A 25,961-nucleotide genomic window follows, 5' to 3' on the forward strand; every position below is an offset into this window, starting at 1 on the left:
TTTTTTCACTTAAGATAAGCAAGGAACTCTTCTATGCTTAAACTCAATATTCTAAGACTAACTTATTCAGTTCATAAATTGAAGTAAATTGCGTTAAATATTGATTTGTTTACCAAATTAGGGACATTTTTCGTACAATGGGCATTAAATACTTAGGTCAAGGTTGAAAAAACGCGTTGCCGGTTGGCAGCACGTTTTTTCAATGGCCATGCTTTTATGAATGTTGTTCTACTTCCAGTAACTTTCCTTCTGGTTGTCCTTCCAATTCATACTCACCGATTTTTTTGAATTTCTGATAGCGCTGATTAATTAATTCATCGCTACTTAGAGAAAGTAACTCGTTTAGCGATAGATTTAACATTTCTTTAATCGCTTTTGCTTGCTCATTGGCATCGCGATGGGCTCCGCCTCTGACTTCAGGGATAATTTCATCAATGACACCCAACCGATTTAAATCGGGAGCCGTGATTTTCATGGTTTCGGCTGCCCTCTTCGCTTGCGAAGCATCTTTCCAAAGAATAGCCGCTGCCCCTTCTGGAGAAATTACAGAATAGGTTGAGTTCTCCAGCATGTATATGCGATCGGCCACTCCAAGGGCAAGAGCTCCCCCACTTCCACCTTCACCAATGACGACACTGATGACAGGTACTTGAAGCCCTGCCATTTCAAAAAGGTTTTTCGCAATGGCTTCGCTTTGTCCGCGCTCTTCCGCGGCTTTGCCAGGGAAGGCCCCTTTTGTATCTATGAAACAAATAATGGGGCGATTGAATTTTTCGGCCTGTTTCATCAAACGTAATGCTTTTCGATACCCCTCAGGATGAGGCATACCGAAATTACGGCGAATATTTTCCTTCGTATCCTTACCACGCTGATGACCGATGATGGTCACAGCAAGTCCATCGAATTCCCCGATGCCAGCCACGATAGCTTCATCATCACCGTAATAGCGATCACCATGGAATTCCATGAACTCATTAAATATTAGAGGAATATAATCGAGTGTGGTCGGACGAGCTGGATGCCGAGCTATCTGCACACGATCCCACGGTTTCAAGTGGTTGTAAATGTCCACTTCCAACTTCTCAAGACGGTTTTCCAAGCTTTCTATCTCAGCAGCCAGGTCAACATCGGCTCCCTTCGTTATTTCCCTAAGTTCTTTAATCTTGTTACGAAGCTCTGTTACAGGACGTTCAAACTCTAATTCATAAATCATAACCATTCACCACCCGGGGCATGAATTTTAAGGATCGTTGTCAAGGTTTCTTTCATTTCCGTACGTTTAACCACAGCATCCAATTGGCCATGTTTCATCAAAAACTCGGATGTCTGGAAGTCTTCAGGAAGATCTTCGTGAATCGTTTGTTCAATGATCCGTCTACCTGCAAACCCTATCAAGGCGCCAGGTTCAGCCAAATTGATATCACCAAGAGAGGCAAAGCTTGCTGAAACCCCACCAGTAGTTGGATGGGTCATCATCGAAATGATCAATCCACCTTCATTACTGAACATTTTAAGGGCAGCACTGGTTTTGGCCATCTGCATTAGGCTCAGAACACCTTCTTGCATACGTGCCCCGCCAGATGCGGTAAAAATGATGAACGGTATCTTCATTTCGCCAGCCCGTTCAATCGCCCGTGTGATTTTTTCACCGACGACAGACCCCATACTCCCCATACGGAAATTGGAATCCATGATAGCCGTTGATACCTCATACCCATTTATGCTACCTACCCCTGTAACGACAGCCTCATTTATTTTGGCTTTTATTTTATCCTTCTCCAATTTCTCCAGGTAATCCGGGAACTCGAGAGGATTGACTGAAATCATTTCTTTATCATATTCAGTAAAACTATTGACATCGAAAAGAAATTCAATGCGTTCATGAGAGGACATGGAATGATGGAACCCACAATGTAAACAGACTTTCTTATTTTTCACTAATTCTTTTGTATACATGATTTTTTTGCAACCAGGGCATTTCGTCATGATTCCTTCGGGTACATCTTGTTTTTCACGATCTAAAGGAACCGTTGCATATTTCTTCTTAGATTTTGCAAATAGCTCTTTAAGCAAACTTAATCCTCCCCTTTTGGATACTTGGCCCAAACTATATCAGAAATAAAATTAGGTTCGTGTAAAAAGGTGTAACTCGCCCTTCGACATATTTCTAATTTTAATTAGATAGGTTTCGATGGCTTTCTCTTCATCTCTTTCAAGCAAGTATGTAAGTAATGTATGGTAATCTTCTTTTTTTGTGTCGGCTAGTACCTTATCCGATGTCCTAGCATAGCTATTGACGATACGCCAAATTCTTTCAAGCAAACGATTGCGATTTAATATGGCAATCCTCAAGAAGAAATCATCGTCATGGAATTCCTCTGTCTGGACCCAGTCGATTAACGATTTAATCTCTTGGGCTGAGGCGAAGAAGGCCACGATCTTCAAACAATCGATTTCAATTAACCTTTTGGTTTCGGCTAAGTCTTCTTGAACCTTTTTATCTTGCAAAAAAAAGGTTCCCAGAAGCTCCACTAACTTATGCTCCTGGAAATCCCTGATAAACGTCCCTTCACCACGTCTAGTTTCTATCAATCCTAAAAGCTCTAGTGCTCGCAATGCTTCTCGGACAGAAGAACGTCCAACATTCAGACGGTCTGATAACTCCCGTTCAGAAGGGATTTTATCGCCCGGTAGGAGGTTATCTGCTTTAATCATGCTACGCAGGCTCTCCACAACATCGAGATAAATTTTGGATGAAGAAGTACGATCTGCCAAATTAGTTATTCCTCACTTTTTCCAATGTTTGCTAGTCTTCTTGTTTTTAATTTAATTTCCTCTGGATTCGCTTGAATCCTTGCCACTCCGGTTTCCATAGCCGCCTTTGCCACAGCTGCAGCAACTGCAGGTGCTACTCTAGCGTCAAAAGGGGCGGGAATAACATAATCTTCATGAAGCTCATGCTCTTCTATTAAACCGGCAATCGCCTGGACAGCCGCCACCTTCATTTTTTCATTAATATGTGTTGCACGAACATCCAAGGCACCTCGGAAGATTCCAGGAAAAGCAAGAACATTATTAACCTGGTTTGGGAAGTCCGAACGGCCTGTCCCTACTACTTTGGCGCCCGCAGCTTTCGCTTCCTCCGGCATGATTTCCGGATTGGGATTGGCCATGGCAAATATGATCGGGTTTTCGTTCATGGAAGAAACCATATCCTGACTTAACGCCCCTGCAGCAGACACACCGATGAAAACATCCGCGCCCTTGATAACAGTAGCGAGATTTCCTTGAACTCTATCCCGGTTGGTTACTTTAGCTACTTGTTCTTTTATATCGTTCATGCCTACCGTACGCTCTTCATATATGGCACCTTTCGTGTCACACATGATGATGTCACGTACTCCATAGCTATAAAGTAACTTGATGATGGCAATGCCTGCTGCACCGGCCCCACTTGCCACCACTTTAATTTCGGTTATCGATTTCCCTACAAGGCGCAAAGCATTTACAAGACCTGCCACGGTTACAATTGCTGTACCGTGTTGATCATCATGAAATACAGGGATATTCATTTCTTTTTTTAGTCTTTCTTCGATTTCAAAACAATTCGGTGCTGCAATATCTTCTAGGTTCACTCCGCCGAAAGTTGGTTCAAGTAATTTAACGGTCTCTACAATTTTATCCACATCCGTCGTTTTTAAACAGATTGGAAACGAATCCACACCTGCAAAACTCTTGAACAAGACAGCTTTGCCTTCCATTACAGGCAATGCGGCTTCAGGACCGATATTACCTAGACCCAACACTGCCGTTCCATCAGAAATAACGGCTACCGTGTTGCCTTTCATTGTATAGTCATAGACGGTTTCCGGTTTTTCGTAAATCTCTTTACACGGTTCCGCGACACCAGGAGAATAAGCCAAGCTTAAATCTACAGCATTCCTAACTGATACTTTTGAAACGGTTTCTAATTTCCCTTGATTCAAGCGATGCATATGTAATGCTTCTTCTCTCAATGTCATATTCTCACTCCTAGAACGAATTGGGCAACCCGGAAAATTATGTTGAAATCTAGTGGTCAGACCACATAGGCCTGCATTCAATATAACATAACTAGTAAGGTTGTAAAATAGTTATTCTCTCTTATAAACCACATTCCCTTTTCCTAACAATCCACTCAAAAGATCGATTAGGTTATCGGCCGGGTTGACCCAATCCCAATAAGATAGCTGTACATAGCGGTTTTCCCGCTCATAAAATAGCATGACCTTCGTATTGCCACTATGCTGGATTAATATTTTTTTTATTTTTTGAAGAGTGTCTTTTGTTTGCTTTTCGGATTCAATTTTCAAAAAAAGTGTACCCGTTTTTTCCTGCGCCATATTTTTCACTTGCTCCAACGGGTATACATTTTGAATAATGAGCTGGGTTTTGCCGTTCCGCTCCTCCAATGTACCTTGCAGCATCGCTAATTGGCCGTGATTCAAGATGGCCGAATAGTTTTTGTATACATTCGGGAATACGACGGCTTCCAGGTCACCTTCTTCATCACTAACCGTCAAGAAGGCCATCACATCGCCCTTTTTCGTACGAATGGTTTTAACTGCCGTGATGTACACACCAAGCATGATCTTTGCCTCTTTTTTATTTAATGCTTCATCGATGGTCAGGCAACCAAAGTGCCCAAAGAGTTCTTTGTAGCTCGTTACAGGATGGTTGGAAAGATACAGGCCAAGGACGCTCTTTTCAAAGATAAGTTTGTCCTCTACTGGGATTGGCTCGACGTGATTGTATTTAGGCTTTAGCGAGAACTCATCATCTGAAAACATATCGAATAAATCATCATCCGGATTGACCAATTCAGTATGATTGATCGCGATGTCCAAACTGGCAAGCAAAGTGGCTCGATCTTCGCCGAACTCATCAAAGGCACCAGAGTGTACCAAGGCTTCCAATACCTTTCGATTGACGATCTTCCCAGATACCCGTAAACAGAAATCGAAAAGATCGACAAATTTCTTTTGTCTCCTGGCCGCAAAAATCTCTTTTAATACCGTCCCCCCGATTCCTTTTATGGCCCCAAGGCTGAAGCGAATCCCCTCTTTCACCGGTATGAATGGATATCCGCTTTCATTGATGGAAGGCGGCAGCACAGAAATGCCTTTCTTTTTAGCTTCTCGGGCATATTGGGAAATCTTTTCATCATTTCCGATGACAGAAGTCATAAGTGCGGCCATGAAGTACTCAGGGTAATGGGTTTTCAAATATCCAAGCTGAAAGGCAATGACGCTGTATGCCACTGCATGGCTCCTGTTGAATCCATAATTGGCAAACCGAACGATCAATGTATAAATTTCGTCGGCTGTTTTCTCGGAATATCCTTGTTTTAATGCCCCATTCACAAAATGGTGCCTCTCTTGATCCAATGCTTCCTTTTTCTTCTTTGAGACGGCCCTCCTTAATAAATCGGCCTCTCCAAGTGAGAATCCGGCAAGTCGCGATGCAATTTGCATGATCTGTTCCTGATATACGATAACGCCGTAGGTAGGATCGAGAACCTCTTTCAGATCTGGATGAAGGTAATCAATTGGGGCTAGCCCGTGTTTTCGCTCAATATAAAGCGGAATGTTTTCCATTGGACCTGGACGATATAAGGCATTGACGGCGACTATATCTTCGAACCGGTTCGGCTTCAGATTAATCAAGACCTTCCTTATGCCATCCGATTCAAATTGGAACACGCCTGTTGTTTCCCCGCGTCCCAAAAGGGATAAGGTCTTTGGGTCATCCATAGGTATATGGGCTATATCCAGTTTTTTTCCGGTTCCTTTTTGAATGTTTTTCAAAATATTATCAATGAGCGTTAAATTACGAAGTCCCAGAAAATCCATTTTGAGAAGGCCGAGTTCCTCGAGAAGGTCCATTGGATATTGCGTCAGATGGATGCCATCATGCCCTTCTTGAATCGGGATATGCTCAGTGAGTGCCTGATCGCTTATGACGACACCAGCTGCATGCGTCGAAGTATGACGGGGAAGACCTTCAAGAAGTAAAGCTGTATCGAAAAGCTTTCGATTCCTCTCACTTTCCCTTATGAACTCCTGAAGCCGTTTGGATTCTTCTAACGCCTCAGGCAATGTGATGCCCAGTCGGCCCGGGATCATTTTCGATACCATTTCCTGCTCTTTTGAATTCAAACCGAAGACACGCCCAGTATCCCGCAACGCTGCTTTGGCGGCCAGTGTCCCAAATGTAATGATTTGGGCCACATGTAGCTCCCCATATTTCTTCGCGACATAAGCGATCACTTCTTCGCGCCGGTTATCCGGAAAGTCAATATCGATATCAGGCATCGACACCCGTTCTGGATTAAGAAAACGCTCGAACAACAATGAGTGTTCAATTGGATCGACATCCGTAATGGACAACACATAGGCGACCATCGACCCTGCTGCAGAGCCCCGTCCAGGTCCCGTCAATATCTGGTGGTCCCTTGCGAATTTCATGAAGTCCCAGACGATTAAGAAGTAATCGCTGAATTTCATTTGTTTAATGACGTCCAATTCAAAGCGGAGACGCTCTTCATATTCATGAGATGGTTCAGGCCGTCTTTTCTTCAGGCCTTGGAAACAGATGGTTTCAAGAAATTCTTCGGCCGTCACTCCAGCTTCGGTAGGGTACTTGGGTAGCAGGGAACGATGAAAAGGAATAGTGAGATTGCATTGCGCGGCAATATGTAGCGTATTTTGAAGTGCATCCGGCAAGTCACTGAACAGTTCAACCATTTCAGCACGGCTTTTCAAATAAAACTGTTTGGAAGGAAGCACCACCCTCGTCTCGTCTTCCAGCTTGTCGCCATTTCCGATAGCGAGTAGTACTTCTTGCGCTAACGCATCACTTTGATTTAAATAAAAGACTGGATTCGTCGCTACAAGCTCGATTTCCAGCTCTTTAGCCAACTGTCTTATTGCTTGTACTTGCCTCTCCTCATTGGCAACCCCAAGCCTTTGGAGGGATAAATAAAAATTATCCCGTCCAAACACATGCAGTAATTGCTCGGCTGCTTTCTTAGCTTCCTCTGGTTTTTCTTTTTCCAACAATGTTTCTACTTGCCCTTCTACACCAGGTGAAAGGGCTATCAATCCCGTAGAATAGGCCTTAAGCCAATTGAAGGGAATTCCCGATGGGGATTTGGTTTTGATTGCACTGCTTATTTTTAGCAGGTTTTGATATCCTTGAAGATTTTTTGCTAATAAAAGAAGGGGGTGTGCAGCTTCTTGATCGTCAAGAACATCCGCGAGAATCCCGATAATCGGTTTTATCCCCTGTTTCTTACATTCCTTATAAAAATAAACCGATCCATACATCACGTTTCGATCGGTTAACGCAAGGCTCGTACAGCCATCCGCTTTCGCTTTAGCCACAAGCTCATTAATTTTCACCGTACTGCTCAGCAGGCTATATCCGCTCTGAATATGGAGATGTGTATACACGTTTTTTTCTCCCACCTTTGAAAGGGCATGTTTCTTTTTATTATAGTGTTTATTTCAAAAAAAGAAAATATGTTCTCATTGCCAATGCTAGTCATCTACCTTGATTTTCACCGGCTATCATATTCCCTCCATCCTCCCCATATAAATAGAGTAGAAGAATATCAAGCAAAAAAAGGATGATGATACATGAATGAAGCCTTTGTTCCGGCGTTTATCAACAGTTTTTTCATAGCCCTCGGCGTTTTGCTAGGCGGGTCGATCATCGGCGGGCTGGCGGCTTTTTTCACGGGACAAGCCCCCATGACCACGGTGTTCCGATTATCAGACAGCCTCAGGATTTGGGCGATTGTCGCAGCCATCGGAGGAACCTTCGATATGGTTTATAATTTTGAACGGGGCATTTTCCATGGCGAAACGAAGGATATCGTCAAGCAGGTGCTATTGATCCTTTCCGCCCTTGGGGGGGCACAGACAGGAGCGTTGATTATCAACTGGTTCACACAGGAGCATATTTCACCATGAGGATCCCTCCCTATCATCGACTACCCACCTGGCAGCGTTTTTTTGCGGGGGCAGCGTTGGGCGGGCTGCTCAGCTGGGTGATTTTCTTTTACATGTATGGGGTACAGCAGGAAACGCAAATTCGGATCATTCATGAGCAGAGAGAAGAGATGAAAGATTTAACCGAAAAAATTGCAATTTGGGAGCAGGATTACAAAAAACTCAATCAACAAAACGAAGAAATCTTGACGATTCAAGAAGTAGAGGTGAAGATCTCCAACGGGGAATTCTATAGCCTTGACCAGCTGAGTATCGCTGATGCCGAGGATGTGATAGAAGATGACCTCTCTTCCCTTCTGGCAAAAGACGTCGTAAGCGTATATAACGGAAAAACGCTGTTAAAGAAATCGATTGAAAATAAAATCATCGAAATCAACAAGAAACGCTACGAACTGGAAGTCTACGAAATTATGTTTTATACAAAAATGAATATCGAACTTAAAATCAAGAGGGCGAAATGACGGAATGAAAGAGGTGAATGATGAACCCAATCTTAAACCAAATCGGTACGGTCTTTATCCCTGTGCGCAATATCGAAGTCGCCCGTGATTGGTATTCCGACTTGTTGGGCATCCCGGTGACAGGGGATATTCTATTCGGACACTTATATGTGTTGCCCATGGTCGGAACGGGAATTGTACTGGACAGTAAGATATTTGCCGAAGATCGCGTTTATAAAGTCCCTCCCTTTCACTTTAACACGACGAACGTCACGGAGGCCTACGAATATATGAAAGATAAAGTTGAATGTACAACAGGCATCGAACATGATCGATGGTTCAATTTCAAAGATCCGGATGGCAACCAACTAAAGATTTCTCAACGTGAATACCTAAAAGCCAAAAGACCAAATTCAAGGTGATTTGGTCTTTTGGTTATTGTTATTCAGCTTGGTTTACCTCTTCTAGATCAGCCAAGATATGATCTACCACATCCCAAGAATAAATGGAGGCCCCTGCCGCGAGAGGATGTCCGCCACCATTGTATTTCCTGGCTATCGTATTGATGATTGGACCTTTAGAGCGGAACCGGACTCGTATTTCCTTGTCTTCTTCGATGAAAAAGACCCAAGATTTTACGTTTTTAATTGATCCAAGCGAGGAAACAAGCTGAGAGGCCTCTGAAGGCGTTGCATGGAATTTCTCCAGGATATCCTTCGTGATGATCATCTTCCCCGTGCCGTTTGGCAAGATCTCGAAATGTTGCAGCACATACCCATTCAGCCTGACAATACTTTCATCGACGTCATACATCTCTTGATATAACTGTGGACGAGAAAATGAATAATGAATCAAGTCACTTGCATAAGCGAATGTTTTTTCCGTCGTGCTTTGAAAAAGAAAACGGCCAGTATCACCCACGATTCCTGCATACAATAAACGAGCTGCCTCATCACTCATCTTCAAACCTTGATCTTTTCCAAACTGGTAAAATTCATAAATCATTTCACTCGTAGAGCTTGCGGACGTATCGACCCAACGCATGTCTCCATATGGATCTTCGTTTGGGTGGTGATCGATTTTGATCAACTTATCCCCTGAGCGGTAACGGCTGTCATCGATGCGATCCGTATTGGCGGTGTCACAAATGATGACCAAGGCCCCTTGATACATTTCATCCGAGATCACATCAAGCCTTCTTAAATAATTCAATGAAGGCTCCTCTTTTCCGACTGTGTAAATATGTTTTTCAGGAAAAGATACTTTCAGGATTTCTGCCAATCCCCCTTGGGAACCGTAAGCGTCGGGGTCCGGCCTGACATGCCGATGAATTATGATGGTATCGTAGTGCTTTATATCTGCTAAAATTTCAGCTTTCATACAATTCTCCTTTTTACATATGTATTCTTGTGCAAATTAACTGGATATATTTTATTTAATCAAAAAATTGGGTAAATAGGAAGGCTCATCTTGTTTTACGGTGGCATTCTCCAAAGATTCCCGCTACAATAAAAAGGTACATATGTTAAAATGGGGGAATTATTAACAATGCCTATCCTTGTCACTTTGATCGTTCTGTCACTAGGGATTTATGTGTTTTACAAGATTAAAACCGTACGGACCAAGTTACCGATGGAGAAAAAATGGATTTCAGGAAAATCCTCCATGGCCCTTGGTGCCTTTGTCGCTTTATTTGGAGTCAATCAGCTTTTCCTTTTCCAGACGACCGTTACGTATATTATTGCCGCGGTATTCATCTTGGTCGGACTATTCAGCGTCTGGGGCGGATATAAAATGTATAAATTTTATCTTCCCCATGCAATCGAAGAAGCCGCAAACGAAAGAGGATAATCGAATTCGATTATCCTCTTTCGTTATTTAAGAACGATCAAGCAACTGACATGTCAGCATGGCTTTTCCAACAAGCTTCCCTTGGTTAAATACCTCAACATCCACTTTTCCGAATTTACGGCCCACATCAAGAACACGGGGATGAATTTCAAGCGTACTGTCGATTTGAACCGGCTTGATGAAATAAATCGTCATGTTTTCGACGACTAAGTCACCGCGCTTATAACTTCTGAGCGCACGATTAGCAGAATCGGTAACCAATGTCGTGAATACCCCGCTTGAAATCGTTCCAAGATAATTGGTCATTTGTGGTGTAACACCGTAGCTATACACTTCTTGACCCTTGCCTTGGCTAGAGGTCATTACCAGTTGACTTGTAATCGTGTCATCTATCGTTTCACCAACCTGAGGTTGTCTTTGACTCAATTGCAGCGCCTTCAATACATCCTGCCTGCTTACGATTCCCTTCAGGATATGACTGTCACTCACGACTGGTATCAACTCGATGCCTTCCCACACCATCATATGGGCAGAGGAAGCGACACTCATTTTATCGCCTACGGTCATCGGGTTTTTCGTCATCACCTTTTCGATGAGCGTTAATTCTTCTTGGCCCATGATATCTTTTGAGGTGACCATGCCTTGAACCTTCATGTTTTCATCAACGACAGGGAAACGGCTATGCCCCGACTCTTGATTCAATTCATGCCAATTCTGTACTCGATCTCCCACGGTTAAGAAGGTCGTTTCCTGAACAGGCGTCAGAATATCCTCAACCAATAAAATTTCCTTTTTAATTAATTGGTCATAGATTGCCCGATTGATCATGGTCGCTACTGTAAATGTATCGTAACTCGTTGAAATGACCGGCATTTCCAATTCATCGGCTAATTTTTTCACTGATTCTTCCGCATCGAAACCACCGGTAATCAATACCGCTGCACCCGCTTTCAACGCGTGCTCATGAGCCTGGGTACGGTTTCCCACTATTAGCAGATTGCCTGCATCCGTATATCGCATCATCGCCTCAAGCTTCATCGCTCCGATTACAAATTTATTCAATGTCTTATGAAGACCCGTTTTTCCGCCTAGAACTTGTCCGTCAACTATATTAACTACCTCGGCAAACGTGAGCTTTTCAATATTCTCTTTTTTCTTTTTCTCAATACGAATCGTGCCTACCCGCTCAATGGAACTTACATAGCCCTGATTCTCCGCCTCTTTAATGGCACGATATGCCGTACCTTCACTTACATTCAAGACTTTGGCAATCTGGCGGACGGAAATCTTTTCACCAACCGGGAGTCCATCGATATGTTTTAATATTTGTTCATGCTTTGTAGCCAAGCGCTTCACCCTTTTCACGGTATTCCTTATACCATTATAAGGTCAAAGAGCCTAGATTATCAAACAACTAATAATATTCACGCAACCTTTTCATTTCCCGTTGACGCTTCACTTTCTGTTTTTTAGGAGAATACAAAATACCGGTCAAATTACCAGCCACCGCTAACAGGGCGAATAACAGCCAAGTCCCCCCGAATATACTCTCCAAACCGCCGCTTTCCAACGACAGACGTGGCACCGCATAATACAACATCACCCCGCATAAAAGCAAACAGAGCAATAATCTTTGCTTCATCGAACTCCCTCCTTCAGTCCTTCCCTACATTTTATGTCCGATGAAGAGTAAAAAGAATCTTGGCCTTGTTGCAATTTTTCTCTTACCGTCCGGCTGAAACCATTCGTAATCCTACCATATAAAAAGGAGCATTCAATGAGGCCCCTGTTGAGTTCGTTATAAATCGATTTCATCTCCTGCTTCCATCACTACACCATTTTTAGCTTCAAGCAGGTCAAGAAACTTGTGGGGATCCTGTTTGATGACCGGGAACGTATTGTAATGAATCGGTACCACCTTTTTTGCCTGGAGGAATTTCGCCGCAAGCGCTGCATCTTCCGGTCCCATTGTAAAATTATCCCCAATGGGTAAAAATGCCAGGTCAATCGGATGTCTTTCCCCAATCAGTTTCATGTCGGAATAAACTGCCGTGTCACCAGCATGATAGATTGTTTTTCCTTCCACCGTTAACAATACGCCGGCAGGCATCCCTAAATAGATGATCTGACCATCTTCGGTATTGAATCCTGTTCCATGAAAAGCAGGAGTCAACTTTACTTTGCCAAAATCAAATTCAAATGCCCCACCAATGCTCATACCATGTGTCCTGACGCCTTGATTCCCTAAATACGCAGCAATCTCCGCAATTCCGATAACAAGGGCATCATGTTTTTTCGCTAGTTCCACCGTGTCACCAATGTGGTCATTATGGCCATGTGTTAAGATGATTACATCTGGTTTAACATCATCCACCTTCAAATCCGTTAATTCGTTTCCGGTAATGAATGGATCAAAAAGAATCGTCTTACCATTGGTCTCCACCTTCACGATGGCATGTCCATGAAAAGATACTTTCATTTACTGATGCTCCCTTCTGATACACACAAATTTGAAATTTTTCAAAAGCTTTACCATTTACTATTTAAATAGTTATTGCTAAGGTAATTATATCCTATCTATGGAGGTATCGTCATGAATAAACATTTGAGCGAATTACAAAACTGGTTGCAAACCAATGAGCTGGATGCAGCCATCCTTACTTCTACCGAAAACGTCTTTTATTGCAGTGGATTCTTTAGTGACCCACATGAAAGATTGCTTGCACTAGCTATATTCAATCATGCAGAGCCATTTTTGGTCTGCCCGCAAATGGAAGTGCCAGATGCGAAACAAGCTGGATGGCAAGGAGATATCATCGGCTATACCGATATCGAAGATCCTTGGGAAAAGATCCAGAAGGCTGTTAGTCAACGTGGAGTAAACTTGAAGAAAATTGCCATTGAGAAAGAGCATATGAATGTAGAGCGCTATGAAAACATACAGCGACATTTTGACGCACCGACCCTTGTTTCAGCCGAAGAAAAGCTTCAACGGATGCGGATGATTAAGTCTGAAGATGAAATGGTCAAGATTCGGGAAGCCTGCCGACTTGCTGACATGGCCATTGAAATAGGAGTCGGCGAAATTCGTGAAGGCAAATCCGAAATGGAGATCCTCGCGACGATTGAATATGAAATGAAGAAGGTCGGCGTTAGCGAGATGTCATTCTCTACAATGGTCCTGACTGGTAAGAACGGCGCTTCGCCTCATGGAACTCCAGGGACAACCAAAGTTCAGCGTGGCGACCTTGTTCTCTTTGACCTAGGTGTGGTGCATGAAGGATATTGCTCAGATATCACTAGAACCGTCGCTTTCGGGGACATCAATGATAAACAAGCAGAAATCTATGAAACGGTCCTTAAAGCACAAGAAGCTGCCGTTGCAGCAAGTAAACCAGGTGTCGCTTGTTCCGAGATTGACCGGATTGCAAGAAGCATTATCCACAACGAAGGATACGGCGACTATTTCCCACACCGTCTTGGGCATGGGCTTGGCATTAGTGTGCATGAATATCCATCCTTAAAGGAAACGAACCCACTTAAATTGCAATCTGGAATGGTTTATACAATCGAACCAGGCATTTACGTTCCTAATGTTGCAGGTGTCCGAATCGAGGATGATTTGTATATTACAGATACAGGCTGTGAAGTCCTGACTAAATATCCGAAAAGCCTCCAAATATTAAGATAGATTTAATCAAAGATTCGCAAATTTGTTACAATTAACCAAGTGGAAATATTGTATAATAGGAGTGAAGCTGAAGGAGGAGATTCATTATGGGTACTATAGATTATAAAAATATCCTAGTAGCAGTAGACGGTTCTGAAGAAGCAGAGTGGGCCTTAAAGAAGGCGATTTATCTGGCGAAACTAAGCGACGCGACCCTAGTGCTAGCACATATCGTCGACACAAGGAACTTCCCGACCATCGAAGCTTATGATATGAACATCCGTGACCGCTCAGAAACCTTCGCCAATGAACTATTGGAAAAGTACAAGACAGAAGCGATTGCCTCAGGGATCACTAATGTTATTACGGAAGTGGAGTACGGTTCTCCTAAAGTTAAAATTCCGAGAGATTTAGCCAAAAAACATACCATTGATTTAATCGTGTGCGGTGCGACAGGACTTAATGCCGTTGAACGTTTCTTAATCGGTAGCGTATCGGAAGGTATCGTCCGACATTCAAGTTGTGATGTCATCATTGTCCGTAACGATAAAAACTAAACCATGCAAAAAGCTCGTACACAAAATGGGTGTACGAGCTTTTTTTACGTGTTATTCACTTAAGAGTTTCTCCGCTTTTTCAATCGCAAGCTGCACTTGGGCAAATCCAGTTCCACCTGCGCTGTTACGACGTTTAACTGCTTCATATGGATTCAATGCATCGTAAATATCCTCTTCAAACAACTCGGATGCCTCCTTGAATTGTTCCATGCTAAGGTCCACTAAATAGCAGCCGTTTTGGACACAGAATAAAACAAGTTTGCCGACGACTTCATGGGCTTTACGGAAAGGCATGCCTTTCGAAGCCAGATAATCGGCCAATTCGGTTGCATTGGAAAAGTCATTTTTCGTTGCTTTTTCCATTACATCTTTTTTCACTTTCATCGTTGAAATCATGCCAGCGAAAATTTTAAGTGAACCAACAATCGTTTTAACCGTATCAAAAACGCCTTCTTTATCTTCTTGCATATCTTTGTTATAAGCAAGAGGCAGCCCTTTTAATACTGTCAGTAACCCTGTTAGATTCCCGTAAACCCTTCCTGTTTTACCACGGATCAACTCCGCCATATCAGGGTTTTTCTTTTGCGGCATGATGCTACTGCCCGTCGAGAAAGCATCGTCCAGTTCAACGAATTGGAATTCCTGGCTTGACCAAAGGATGATTTCTTCGCTGAAACGGGATAAATGCATCATCATCGTTGCGCTGTTACTCATGAATTCCAGGGCAAAGTCACGGTCGCTCACTGCGTCCAGACTGTTTTCATAAATTCCATCAAATCCAAGCAATTCCGCACTTAATGCACGGTCAATCGGAAAGGTCGTCCCAGCAAGCGCGCCTGCACCGAGTGGTGAAATGTTAATTCGCTTGAAACTTTCGGTGAAGCGCTGTTTATCGCGCTCCAACATCCAGAAATAGGCCATTAAGTGGTGTGCGAATGATATCGGCTGGGCACGTTGTAAATGCGTATATCCTGGGATGAGTGTTTCCACATTTTTCTTTGCCTGCTCCAAGATTGCTTCTTGAAGGCCATTGATGAGTTCCAGAATCACTTTCGTTTGGTTACGCATGTAAAGGTGCAAATCTGTGGCGACCTGGTCGTTACGGCTTCTGCCGGTATGCAACTTGCCTCCAACGGGACCGATTGCTTCAATAAGCATGCTTTCAAGGTTAAGATGGATATCTTCCATCTCCACTTTGAAAGTCAGTTCACCCTTTTCAGCTTTTTCCTGTAAACCTTTCAGGCCCACAATAATTTGATCAGCGTCCTCTTCAGGCAAGATATTACACTTCTTCAGCATCGTGACATGTGCCAAGCTGCCTTGAAGATCTTCTAGGACAAGTTCTTGATCAAAGGATATGGAAGCCCCAAATTCATCTACCCATTCTTCGGCAGATTTCGTGAATCTTCCTCCCCAAAGCTTGCTGCTCACACTGTCACCTTCTTGTTGTTGACCATGCTGTTCACTTTCGTTGGAAGTCCCCATAATTTAATGAAGCCAACTGCTGCCTCATGATCGAATTCATCAGCTTTTGTGTATGTTGCCAATTTTTCATTATATAGAGAGTACTCAGATTTTCTACCTTCCACAATGGCATGGCCTTTGAAAAGTTTCACACGGACAGTACCCGTAACGTTCACTTGTGTCTCTTTCAAGAATGCAGCCAATGCTTTTTGAAGCGGAGAGAACCAAAGTCCTTCATAAATCAATTCCGTCATTTTCTTTTCAATCACTGGCTTGAAATGAGCCAATTCTTTAACCAATGTGATGTCCTCTAGCTCTTTATGTGCAGCGATCAATGTCATGGCGCCTGGAGCTTCGTATACTTCACGGGATTTGATTCCTACTAATCTATTTTCTACATGATCGATACGGCCGACACCATGTTTACCAGCAATTTGATTCAATTCGACAATCAAATCAGCCAATTTGTAATTCTTATCATTCAATGTAACCGGTACACCTTGTTCAAATCCGATTTCAATGATATCGGCAGTATCCGGTGTATTTTCAAGGCTGTTTGTCAGATCATATGCCTCTTCCGGCGGAGCCGCCCATGGATCCTCAAGAATCCCACATTCATTACTTCTTCCCCATAGGTTCTGGTCGATCGAGTATGGACTAGCTAGACCAATAGGAACAGGAATTCCATTTTTCGCAGCATATTCGATTTCCTCTTCACGAGACCATCTCCAGTCACGAACTGGGGCAAGAACTTTCAGATTAGGATTTAATGCTGAAATGGATACTTCAAAACGCACTTGGTCATTTCCTTTTCCCGTACAACCGTGCGCTACCGCTACCGCATTTTCTTCTTCAGCCACTTCCACTAACTTCTTCGCGATAAGTGGACGCGAAAGAGCTGATACTAAAGGATATTTTCCTTCGTATAATGTATGGGCTTGAAGAGCCGTCAATGCGAATTCATCGGCGAATTCGTCTTTTGCATCAATTACATATGAACTAACCGCTCCAACAGTGATTGCTTTTTCTTTAATGAAGTCTAAATCTTTTCCTTCACCGACGTCCAAGCAGCATGCCACAACGTCGTATCCTTGATCTTGTAACCATTTAATTGCAACAGAGGTATCTAATCCTCCAGAATATGCTAAAACTACTTTTTGATTTCCCATATTTTATCGTCCCTTTCGTGTGAATAAAAATTCATTCGTTGTTATTTTTATTCAATCTATGAATAGTACTTTATCATTTTTATACAAGGAATACAAGGGGTATTTCGTGGATTTCAGTAAATATTTTTCGATATTCCGTTTAATTCATAGAATAGATGCAGTCGTTATAATATAGTACACTAAGAGTATGAAAACTGTGATTACGGAGGGACTTATGAAAAAGCTTTTTAAGTATGATGAACGGCTTGGGATCTATGTCCCTGACTTACCTCAGGAATGGGATGATTACGCCAAAGGCGAGCAGCATAGCATACTCGCATACTGGGAAACCATTCGGGGACGCATCCCTGATCGTATACAGGAATTGGAATCGACCATCAACCGGAAACAAACGCAGCTCTCGGATGAAAGTGATTTCGTAGTTTCTTGCCAGCTTAATAGTGAAATTGCCGATCTCGCTTCTGTGATCAATGATCTTTGGCTCTGGTATCGTGCCGATCAAGGGGTAAGCGAAAAGATGCATAATTAAGCCCATTTCCATGCAAAAAAACCTCCGTTTTAAAAACGGAGGTTTTAACATTTTTTCTTATATGTCTTTCCTAAGTTCACCAACAACATGACCTAATTCAGGAAGTATTAATTTATTCATTGCCAGGCGAACCGCACCCGAGGAACCCGGAGTCGAAAAGATCGCTTTGTTGAATGCCACTCCAGCAATGGCCCTTGATAAGATGGCTGCCGATCCAATGTCTTCTTGATAGCTCAGCATACGGAACAGTTCACCGAAACCAGGTATCTCCTTGCTCATCAATTCTTTCACTGCCTCGATCGTCACATCTCTTTTGGCTATGCCGGTGCCGCCATTGGTTAGGATGACATCGACTTGACAGCTTTTACAGCCAGACGTTACCGCCCCTTGAATCGCGCTCCGTTCATCTCTAACGATTTCGTATTCTGTCACTACATGTCCCTGTGACTTTAAAAGGTCCATCATCAGAGCGCCACTTTTATCCGTATCTTCATTCCGCGTATCACTGACGGTGATCACCTTACAGCGAATCGGCTCCGAAATGATTTTTTTATGTTCGTTGACGCTCACTCTTCATCTGCCTTCTTTCCCTGTAAATATCGGTATTGATAGAATTTCTGGGCAAATTCACTGACATGGCGAGTCATCTGGTAATTAGACCCAGCCCCAATAGCCATACTGATAAGTGGAATTCCGCCCATTAGTTTTTTTCTGAAAATGGTGATGGATACAGCTTTCAACAGTTGTTTTAGGGGCTGTTCCATCCATGTCGGATTCGTCAGTTCCTCTATGCCCATATACCAATAGTCATCTTCGGCAGTCTGAAGTTCCCGTAACAATTCTTCCCAGGCCGCTCCTTGAAGCCTCTTGGGCATGGCTCCTGCATTGAAAACCTTCAGGGCCATCATCATTTCAAATGGTGTATTCACTTCAAAGCCATAAGACATTGCAATCAGCTGTACGGTGCGGACATTAATGACTGTCATGGCCGGGATATCGCTCCCAAGTAGGATCAGCCCTCCACGACCACTTATCCCCCCCTGCACAAACGAATATAATCGGTGCTTGGCAATATGCTGGTTGGCAATATAATTCAATTGGTCAATCGTTAAAAGTTGTAGATCCCCAATCACTTCAATCTCTTCATTGAAAACACGTGCCGACGCTAAAATATGGTCCCTTGCATCTATTTGAATGGGTGAGCTCTGCACCATTGCATGCAAATGAAACAGCCAAGTATCGAGCTTTTCGAAAAACTGCTTTTGAACATCTTCAGGCAGCAATGAAAAGCTATGTTCTAACCATTTATCATACAATGATGCCAAGTCGGTCGGATCATTTTGGTTTAGTTTATCTTGCCATTCACTAATTTCATTCCAAGTTTTCGTGTCCCGATTTGTGAATTCCATACATCAAGCCTCCTTTATAAAGAATTGGTGGATTCTCCCTTCAAGTATACCACATAGGAGCATTTTTCAAGCATTCGAAAGAATGCATGATCCTGCCTAGAAGGTCATGAAAAAAGGAACCAGGGAAGGGCCATAAAAAACCTCCTTACACACCACATCGGTAAGGAGGTTTCTTAAGTTTAAGAAAATATATCTTCTAAACTTTCATTCATTATAATATTCATCGTATCTCTGACGATCATGATTTCTTCATTGGTAGGAATGACCATGATTTTCACCGGAGAAAATGGTGAATTTATGAAGGCTTCCACCCCTGAGGTACGATTTAAGTCCTCATCGTAATATACCCCCATAAATTCAAGCCCCTCCAATATTCTCCCACGGATGGTTTGACTATTTTCGCCAATCCCGGCTGTGAAGATGATTCCGTCCACACCGCCCATTTTCGCTGTATAAGAACCGATGTATTTATGTATGCGACCAGCAAACACCTCCAGTGCAAGTTCAGCCCGTTCATTTCCGTTATCAGCTTCCAATTGAATATCTCGTAAGTCGCTTGAGAAGCCAGACAGTGCGAGGATGCCACTTTTCTTATTCAAGACATCCAGCACTTCATCTGCAGTTGTCCCAGTTTTCTCCATGATGTACGGAATCAAAGCCGGATCGATATTTCCTGAACGTGTTCCCATCGTCACACCTGCCAAAGGGGTGAAGCCCATCGATGTGTCGATTGACTTTCCTTCCTTGATGGCCGTGATGCTAGCACCATTTCCCAAATGACAGGATATTAACCGTACCTGTTCAATAGGCCTTCCAATCATTTCTGCTGCACGTTGGGATACATATTTATGCGATGTCCCATGAAATCCATATTTCCTAATACCGTATTTTTCATAGTACTCAAATGGCAAGCTATACATATATGAGCTTGGTTCCATGGTTTGATGGAAGGCCGTATCAAATACAGCAACCGCCGGAACGTCACCCATTATTCGCCGGAAAGCCTTGATTCCCGTAACATTAGCAGGATTATGAAGGGGAGCTAGTTCCGAGAGCTTCTCAATTTTTTCTATTACTTCCTCTGTAATTAAGACTGAGTCGCTAAACACTTCACCACCATGCACAACTCTGTGGCCCATGCCATCTATTTCGTCGAAAGAGCGTATGATCTGATGATGAATCAGTTTTTCTAGCAAAAGTCCGACAGCCGCTTCATGGTTTGGGATGCGCAACGTTTCAGTAATCTTCTCGCCTTCAACACTCAAAGTGAATGTGGAATTTTTCAAACCGATTCTTTCCACAAGACCTTTCGTAATTACATGTTCACAAGGCATCTCAATAAGCTGAAACTTCAAAGAAGAGCTACCTGCGTTTATTGCCATAATTTTAGACATCCAACCTGCTCCTTTACTCTAAGCTAGTCTACAAACGTGCAATATATTGTATATATCTTATCATGGGTAACGGATTCTACCAATAAATATTTAATAATTATAAAAACTCTTTATATTCAAAAAACAAATGCTTTTTTACTGTACCCTATGTAAAACGCTTTAAAAAGTTTGGCATGTCCCTATGTTCTTGAGTTGCTTTCATCATTCTCCGATAGGTCCCGAGCACTTATAAAAGGGGTAGTAGAAACTATCCATTATCATCCTCACTGTAATTCTACTAGTTTATCATGAAATCCATTTCTATTTCACTCTCAACCTGATCAAAAATAAATAAGTTTCCTAACCAGACGAACTGCCTCTTTCAAAAAGAAAAGCTTTCCAAAAGACACGTTCACATGCTTTTTAAACAGCCCTTATATCTAAATGTCGATTGAAAACACAAAAGAAGAGCATCCCTTTTTGGCGAATCCATGTTTAATCTATGAAGCCCCCATCAGATTAAGCCGTATCTGGGAAGGGTGCATCCAATACACCATTATAGTTCTTTGTATTTAGATTAAGATATATTCTAGGTCTGCTTGTGTTTTCATAAAAGGTGAACTGTTTATAAAGTTACGGCGGCCTCAATCGATATACTCCCGTTAAACGCTGAACCACTTGCTTATATAATCCACTATTTGAAGTATAGTGCAACAAAGAAACTATAAAAACCAATACAAAAGAGCCTTACTACACGCTATGTGTAATAGGGCTCTTTTGGTTAGCTAAAACTTGTTCTTAGAATTATAGGGTTGACCAAGTATATCGGTTGAACTTTTTATTCATGATTTCTCAATTAACATTTGCATAATGAAGTTTTGCATCGGCCCATGTCGCATGGTCCGATCCGTTACCATTTCCACCATCCGTTACGACGAGCTTCAATTCTTGAGCACCCGCAACATCCACTTCAACATATTTCTGAACCATATTGGATGTCATCAAACCGCTATCGAATTTCTTCACACCATCCACGAATACTTGGAAATCAACGGAACCTACCGTGTTATACATTTGTCTGTCTATCCCAACAAATGACGAGAAGTAGGCGGCATCTTTGTCCGTTAGGTCATATATGATGGTTGATTTAGAATGTGCTCCGATTCCTTTTTCATACGAAATAATGTTGCCATTTTCACCTGTTAGTCGTAAAGCATTGCCACTCGTTGCTTTATTTTTCACAGGAGCTGCATACGTATGGCTTTCAGATTTCCAGTTGTAAGAAGATAGATATTTGTAGTCTTTCATATCAACTACGGACACTGTACGAATTGCTGTCATTTCATTTCCATCACTATCTGTTACGGTATACGTAATGTCATACTTCCCTGGATTATCGAAATCAACTCGATCTGTTCCTGTGATTTTAACTTTAGATGTCAAATTGCCATCCTCTACGTCAGTAGCTGAATAATCCCCTTCGATATCGATAGGTGCTCCAACCTTAGTCGCTTCAGATTTAACCGAAATCACCGGTTTGCTATCATCTTTCGTAAACTTCGCATCCGCCCAAACCGTATGGTCCGATGTGTTATGGTTTTCAGCCGCATCCGTCGTGACTAAACTAACCGTTTTAGTTCCGTCTTTGATGGGCACCTTGATAAACTGATGCTCTGTTCCCGAACCGAATACACCGCTAGTGTAAATCTTCTCATCATCTACCCAGACTTCAAAGGTAGCAGAAGCATTTTGACCTTTCATTGCTTGGTCAATACCAATATAACTTTCAAAATGATTATAGCCCTTCCCGGCAACGTCATAGACAATCTCAGAATTAGCATGTGCGCCAATTCCTTTTTCATATGTTGCCGCTACACCATCGCGTAGAAGCTGGATGCTTCCTCCTTGCGGCGCTTTATCTAATTTCAAACCACCCCAATCGATTTTATATGATTTTGTTTTAATATCAGATAGGTAATCGTAGTCACTGACCACTTTAACATCAACCGTTTCTGTTTCTGTGACACCTTGACTCGTCACAACAAAAGTGACTTGATAGTCCCCTCTTTTTGTTATATCCAAATTTGAGGACTGTACTTGTACATCACTTGTGATGTCCGCTCCGTTATGATCATACGCTTTTACAAAATCAGGAGCGTTAAATGCTTGATTAAGTTTAAGCGTCAGTTGATCAGATACAGAAAGAGTTGGCTTGAATGCCTTCACACCCACTGGATCTAGCGTTTTTAACTTTTTATCATATGCCACAACTTGATAATCGTAATTCTGCTTTGCATCTACATTTTTATCCGTAAATGAGCCACTGGATGTAAATCCAATCAGTTCACCATCGCGAAGAATTTCATACCCCAATGCATGGCTCTTATTTGCATTATCCATGGCGAATGTTAGCATATTTGTCTTTTTGGACTCATTGGTCGCAATGTTTACATCCACTGAAGCATCTTCTGTGAACCCATTCCCTTTATAGTTGATTACACTATTGTTCAAGTACCAATACTTGTCCGGTTTTTCATATTTTCCCGTGTACGCTTTCGTTGCTTCGGTAATGTTGAAGCCATGACGGGCAAAGTGAGTGCTTAGATCTTTTTTCAATACGTCCGAAGATATTTTGACCATGTTTTGCTGTTTTTGCGCTTCACTAGCCGACTGGATATTTCGTTCACGATATAAGTTCTCTAGTTCTGCCCAATAACCGGGATGTGCCATTTCCAACTGCCAGAAAGCACCTAGCTTTTCTGCAAGGCCAAGCGAATCGAAGTCCACTTTATTTTCGCCGATGACATATTGATAAATATCGTTGTACGGGATCCGGTTATCAATCGATTTATACTTAACGGACATCCCCATAGATGTCATGTTATTGGTCACTTCTCCCCACAACCTTGCCCCGTTATCGATCCTGTGGCCGATTTCATGATTCAACCCCCATCCAGGATACACCTTGCTCAAATCATTGAAGAGGAGTCCTTCTTCATTGAGCTGAATGCCTGTATGGTCACCTGCTGCATACATGAAGCCATACGGTTGCATCAAACGAATGTTTTCTCGGATGCTTGTTGACTTGCGGTTTTGGTTGGTGCCATCTATGCCGTGGAAACTGAAGATGCGATGCATCCACTTGTCATACCCATCGACCGTAGCCTTTGGATCTTTTCCCTCCGTTATATAGGCCTTGTAGGCCGCTGATGTCGTACCCGAATAGATGATATGGTCACTAACCAACTCTACGACATCCAACATTTCACGGTCTGCTAGATTGGCATGTTTCGCTTTGTCCGCATCTACTTTAGCTTTATGATTAGCCAATTCCGCTTTGAACGCATCCGGATTAGTATCCTTTGTCATCACCGGGAAGTCTTGCGCGCCTTCGATGCGGATGACAGGCGTTCCACCCTGCTCGCTCTTCGTATAAGGATTGGTGATATAGATCGCACCACCGCTCGTTACTGCATATCCATAGCCATCTTGCGAAACCTTCGGCACGGTGATGACATTTTTCCCTTTCGTCAGCTGCACGCTTCGATTCCAACTAGACCATGACCCTTGGGTCTGAGAAAACACCATGGCGGGTAATTTAGTGGCCCCGTTCGCTTCGACGTACACAGTGATCTTCGCTCCGGCCTTTGCTGCTAACCCTGTTGATTGCAGATTGGAGCCGACATTTGATTTTAGCCGACTAGACGCATAGCCTCTCCGGTTCCCCACCTGCTCCGCCTGAATGATCGTACCCTCGATCTTCACTTGACCTTGTACAATTTTCTTGGCTAACTCTAAGTCCGGCAACAAATCGTTATACAGCAAATGGTTCTTAGCCTTAGTCTCCAGCTCATTAATCTTAGTTAACGAGTTGTAGGCTTCCTTGATCGCACTTTGGGTACCGTCTGTAAATAAATCCTCCACTTGGTCGGCTATCTCATCTTTTGTAAAGAACGCTAGCTCAGACAAGGTTGCCCACGCTTGATCGGAGTCTGTAACCACGAGCTTTACACGTTTTGCCTTTGCAGGATTGAATTTGGCCTCGATCAGCCCACTCACTTTACTATGACTTCCACTCGAAACCAATTGATAGGTCTCACCTGCAGATGTTGGAGAGATATACACATCAAATCCAGTAATGAATCCTTTATTATCGCTCGGACGGGCCCCGTACACTAAGCGGTCGATTGTAACGGCATCCTTAAACTCCACTTCCACTGTGTTTTTGAAATCAGCCGTATTAGCTCTATTTGTTTCCCAGTATGTATCTGTGTTTCCGTCCACAGCGTTCTTCAAAACGGACTGTGCATAATGACCACCGTTGTTTGTAATACGTTTAAGATTAGTCAGTGGTATCATGAAATGCTCTTTATAGGCAGCATTACCATAATGTTTAAACGCTTTTGTCTTTGTCGTAGAAGGAAAGATCTCTTCCATGGCTAGTACATTTTTTGCGTCCTCAATACGCTCCATGAAATCCTCTTGGAATGGATGCGCTGCTATTTCTTTCTCTAAAGCTGCTAATTTTTCCGGTGTGTTGTAAGCATCGCTAACCTTTGTCAGCTTTTCGTCTTCAAACAGCCCGTTCATCTTTTTAGCGATCGCATCTTCCTTGTAAAACATAAACTCAGATGCCGCGGCCCATTGTTCATTCGCTTTTTTAAACACAAACTTCAATTGTTTGAACTTTGTTGGATTGAACTGTATTTCGATAGCATCTCTTACATTCCCTTTATATTCACCTGAAGCGACCAATTCAAAGTCGTCACTATCATTTGTTGTTGATCCATAAATTTCAAACTCTTTTGCGAAACCCTTACCAGAGGCACCCGTTAATCTCGGTGCATATACCACTCTATCTAATTTGGTCGCTTTATCAAACTTGAAGGTTATTTCATTCGTAAAAGAGGTAGCGTTCGGTTTTCCGGTTTCCCAATGCGTATCCAAATTACCATCAAGCATATTGGCAAGAGTACTAGTAGAATAACTCCCACCATTGTTTTCCAAGGATTGAATGTTACCACTGGCCATTTTGTACATGGCATTGTAAGCATCTAATAATGACCTATTGCTAAATAACTCAAATGTAGTAACACTAGTAGATTTCGTTTCAGTGGCGTTATTCTCTGAAGCTACCTCTATACTCCCCATAGTCGGAGCTGCCAAGACGTTGGCCGTACCAGAATAACCAACAAGCAACGTCGTAGATACGGCAACCGCCATCATTTTTGGCAGCCTCCGTCTCCCCATTAATTTCTTCATGCTTTTCCCCTCCGGATGTTTTTTCTATTGGATGATTGAAAAAACTAATTGGAGCTGGATTCATTTTACATCCAGAATTCAACTATACCTTACTAACCGGTTTTAAGAACCTCTAGTCGTTATGAACCTTTAGTGTATTTAGTCTGGTTTCTGTACCGTTATATGCCAACAAACCAATTATCT

22 protein-coding genes are annotated in these 25,961 nt (G+C 42.6%); 7 read left to right on the forward strand and 15 right to left on the reverse strand.

The features are described from left to right. Nucleotides 1–214 precede the first annotated feature (214 nt). The 5 genes from accA to dnaE form a co-directional block, all read right to left on the reverse strand. Complete coding sequence (gene accA, locus ACIQXN_RS00940; protein ID WP_402960807.1) at nt 215–1,213, reverse strand: acetyl-CoA carboxylase carboxyl transferase subunit alpha; 999 nt, start codon at nt 1,211–1,213, stop codon at nt 215–217. Continuing rightward, a complete protein-coding gene (gene accD / locus ACIQXN_RS00945; RefSeq protein WP_402960809.1) occupies nt 1,210–2,073 on the reverse strand; it encodes an acetyl-CoA carboxylase, carboxyltransferase subunit beta in 864 nt (287 codons plus the stop codon). Before accD ends, accA begins: the two co-directional genes overlap by 4 nt. Before the next feature lie 51 nt (nt 2,074–2,124). After that, entirely contained in the window at nt 2,125–2,775 is a 651-nt protein-coding gene (locus ACIQXN_RS00950) for a FadR/GntR family transcriptional regulator (protein ID WP_402960811.1), read from the reverse strand. A 5-nt stretch (nt 2,776–2,780) separates the two neighbouring features. Next, entirely contained in the window at nt 2,781–4,022 is a 1,242-nt protein-coding gene (gene ystJ / locus ACIQXN_RS00955) for an NADP-dependent malic enzyme (protein WP_402960813.1), read from the reverse strand. Nucleotides 4,023–4,133: 111 nt separating this feature from the next. Then, nucleotides 4,134–7,493, reverse strand: a complete 3,360-nt coding sequence (gene dnaE, locus ACIQXN_RS00960) for a DNA polymerase III subunit alpha (RefSeq protein WP_402960815.1) — start codon at nt 7,491–7,493, stop codon at nt 4,134–4,136. A gap of 186 nt (nt 7,494–7,679) precedes the next feature. On the opposite strand from dnaE, the gene ytrH reads away from it, so the two are divergent. Genes ytrH through ACIQXN_RS00975 form a run of 3 tightly spaced genes read left to right on the forward strand, consistent with a single transcriptional unit; the run spans nt 7,680 to nt 8,916 of the window. Continuing rightward, on the forward strand, nt 7,680–8,015 hold the full coding sequence (gene ytrH / locus ACIQXN_RS00965; protein WP_402960817.1) for a sporulation membrane protein YtrH: 336 nt from the start codon (nt 7,680–7,682) through the stop codon (nt 8,013–8,015). Beyond that, nucleotides 8,012–8,515 (forward strand): sporulation membrane protein YtrI, encoded by a 504-nt coding sequence (ytrI, locus tag ACIQXN_RS00970; RefSeq protein ID WP_402960819.1) that lies wholly within the window; start codon nt 8,012–8,014, stop codon nt 8,513–8,515. The genes ytrH and ytrI overlap by 4 nt, the downstream gene beginning before the upstream one ends. Nucleotides 8,516–8,532: 17 nt before the next feature. Beyond that, nucleotides 8,533–8,916: a VOC family protein gene (locus ACIQXN_RS00975; RefSeq protein ID WP_402960822.1), complete on the forward strand. Its 384-nt coding sequence runs from the start codon at nt 8,533–8,535 to the stop codon at nt 8,914–8,916. Between the two features lie 19 nt (nt 8,917–8,935). On the opposite strand, the gene ACIQXN_RS00980 is transcribed toward ACIQXN_RS00975, so the two are convergent. Next, nucleotides 8,936–9,874, reverse strand: a complete 939-nt coding sequence (locus ACIQXN_RS00980) for a DHH family phosphoesterase (protein WP_402960825.1) — start codon at nt 9,872–9,874, stop codon at nt 8,936–8,938. 168 nt (nt 9,875–10,042) lie between these two features. Here ACIQXN_RS00980 and ACIQXN_RS00985 point away from each other — a divergent pair, with 168 nt between their 5' ends. After that, complete coding sequence (locus ACIQXN_RS00985; RefSeq protein ID WP_402960827.1) at nt 10,043–10,345, forward strand: YtpI family protein; 303 nt, start codon at nt 10,043–10,045, stop codon at nt 10,343–10,345. A gap of 27 nt (nt 10,346–10,372) precedes the next feature. Here the strand turns inward: ACIQXN_RS00985 and ACIQXN_RS00990 are convergent, their stop codons facing one another. The 3 genes from ACIQXN_RS00990 to ACIQXN_RS01000 all read right to left on the reverse strand — a co-directional run bounded on the left by ACIQXN_RS00990 (nt 10,373) and on the right by ACIQXN_RS01000 (nt 12,824). Further along, nucleotides 10,373–11,692, reverse strand: coding sequence for a DRTGG domain-containing protein (locus tag ACIQXN_RS00990; protein WP_402960829.1), 1,320 nt, complete (start codon nt 11,690–11,692; stop codon nt 10,373–10,375). 67 nt (nt 11,693–11,759) lie between these two features. Continuing rightward, nucleotides 11,760–11,987: a hypothetical protein gene (locus tag ACIQXN_RS00995; protein WP_402960831.1), complete on the reverse strand. Its 228-nt coding sequence runs from the start codon at nt 11,985–11,987 to the stop codon at nt 11,760–11,762. Nucleotides 11,988–12,143: 156 nt separating this feature from the next. Further along, complete coding sequence (locus tag ACIQXN_RS01000; RefSeq protein ID WP_402960833.1) at nt 12,144–12,824, reverse strand: metal-dependent hydrolase; 681 nt, start codon at nt 12,822–12,824, stop codon at nt 12,144–12,146. Nucleotides 12,825–12,938: 114 nt separating this feature from the next. On the opposite strand from ACIQXN_RS01000, the gene ACIQXN_RS01005 reads away from it, so the two are divergent. After that, nucleotides 12,939–14,036, forward strand: a complete 1,098-nt coding sequence (locus ACIQXN_RS01005; RefSeq protein WP_402960835.1) for a M24 family metallopeptidase — start codon at nt 12,939–12,941, stop codon at nt 14,034–14,036. Between the two features lie 86 nt (nt 14,037–14,122). Beyond that, complete coding sequence (locus ACIQXN_RS01010; protein ID WP_402960837.1) at nt 14,123–14,572, forward strand: universal stress protein; 450 nt, start codon at nt 14,123–14,125, stop codon at nt 14,570–14,572. A 51-nt stretch (nt 14,573–14,623) separates the two neighbouring features. Here ACIQXN_RS01010 and argH read toward each other — a convergent pair whose 3' ends face one another. Beyond that, the gene (gene argH / locus ACIQXN_RS01015; protein ID WP_402960839.1) at nt 14,624–16,003 is read right to left on the reverse strand and encodes an argininosuccinate lyase; all 1,380 of its coding nucleotides are present in this window, start codon (nt 16,001–16,003) and stop codon (nt 14,624–14,626) included. Beyond that, nucleotides 16,000–17,205 carry an argininosuccinate synthase gene (locus ACIQXN_RS01020; RefSeq protein ID WP_402960841.1) on the reverse strand — a complete coding sequence of 402 codons (1,206 nt, stop codon included), beginning with the start codon at nt 17,203–17,205 and terminating at the stop codon, nt 16,000–16,002. Before ACIQXN_RS01020 ends, argH begins: the two co-directional genes overlap by 4 nt. A 214-nt stretch (nt 17,206–17,419) precedes the next feature. On the opposite strand from ACIQXN_RS01020, the gene ACIQXN_RS01025 reads away from it, so the two are divergent. Beyond that, on the forward strand, nt 17,420–17,734 hold the full coding sequence (locus ACIQXN_RS01025) for a hypothetical protein (protein ID WP_402961706.1): 315 nt from the start codon (nt 17,420–17,422) through the stop codon (nt 17,732–17,734). A 57-nt stretch (nt 17,735–17,791) separates the two neighbouring features. Here the strand turns inward: ACIQXN_RS01025 and ACIQXN_RS01030 are convergent, their stop codons facing one another. From ACIQXN_RS01030 to ACIQXN_RS01045, 4 genes are all read right to left on the reverse strand, one after another. Beyond that, complete coding sequence (locus ACIQXN_RS01030; RefSeq protein WP_402960843.1) at nt 17,792–18,304, reverse strand: MogA/MoaB family molybdenum cofactor biosynthesis protein; 513 nt, start codon at nt 18,302–18,304, stop codon at nt 17,792–17,794. Beyond that, nucleotides 18,301–19,143, reverse strand: a complete 843-nt coding sequence (locus ACIQXN_RS01035) for an EcsC family protein (protein ID WP_402960845.1) — start codon at nt 19,141–19,143, stop codon at nt 18,301–18,303. Before ACIQXN_RS01035 ends, ACIQXN_RS01030 begins: the two co-directional genes overlap by 4 nt. Nucleotides 19,144–19,322: 179 nt before the next feature. Then, nucleotides 19,323–20,537, reverse strand: a complete 1,215-nt coding sequence (locus tag ACIQXN_RS01040; RefSeq protein ID WP_402960847.1) for an acetate/propionate family kinase — start codon at nt 20,535–20,537, stop codon at nt 19,323–19,325. 831 nt (nt 20,538–21,368) lie between these two features. After that, the gene (locus tag ACIQXN_RS01045; RefSeq protein WP_402960849.1) at nt 21,369–25,778 is read right to left on the reverse strand and encodes an NPCBM/NEW2 domain-containing protein; all 4,410 of its coding nucleotides are present in this window, start codon (nt 25,776–25,778) and stop codon (nt 21,369–21,371) included. Nucleotides 25,779–25,961 lie beyond the last annotated feature (183 nt).

This window comes from Peribacillus sp. NPDC097295 (genome assembly GCF_044761665.1).
Classification (GTDB): Bacteria; Bacillota; Bacilli; order Bacillales; family DSM-1321; genus Peribacillus.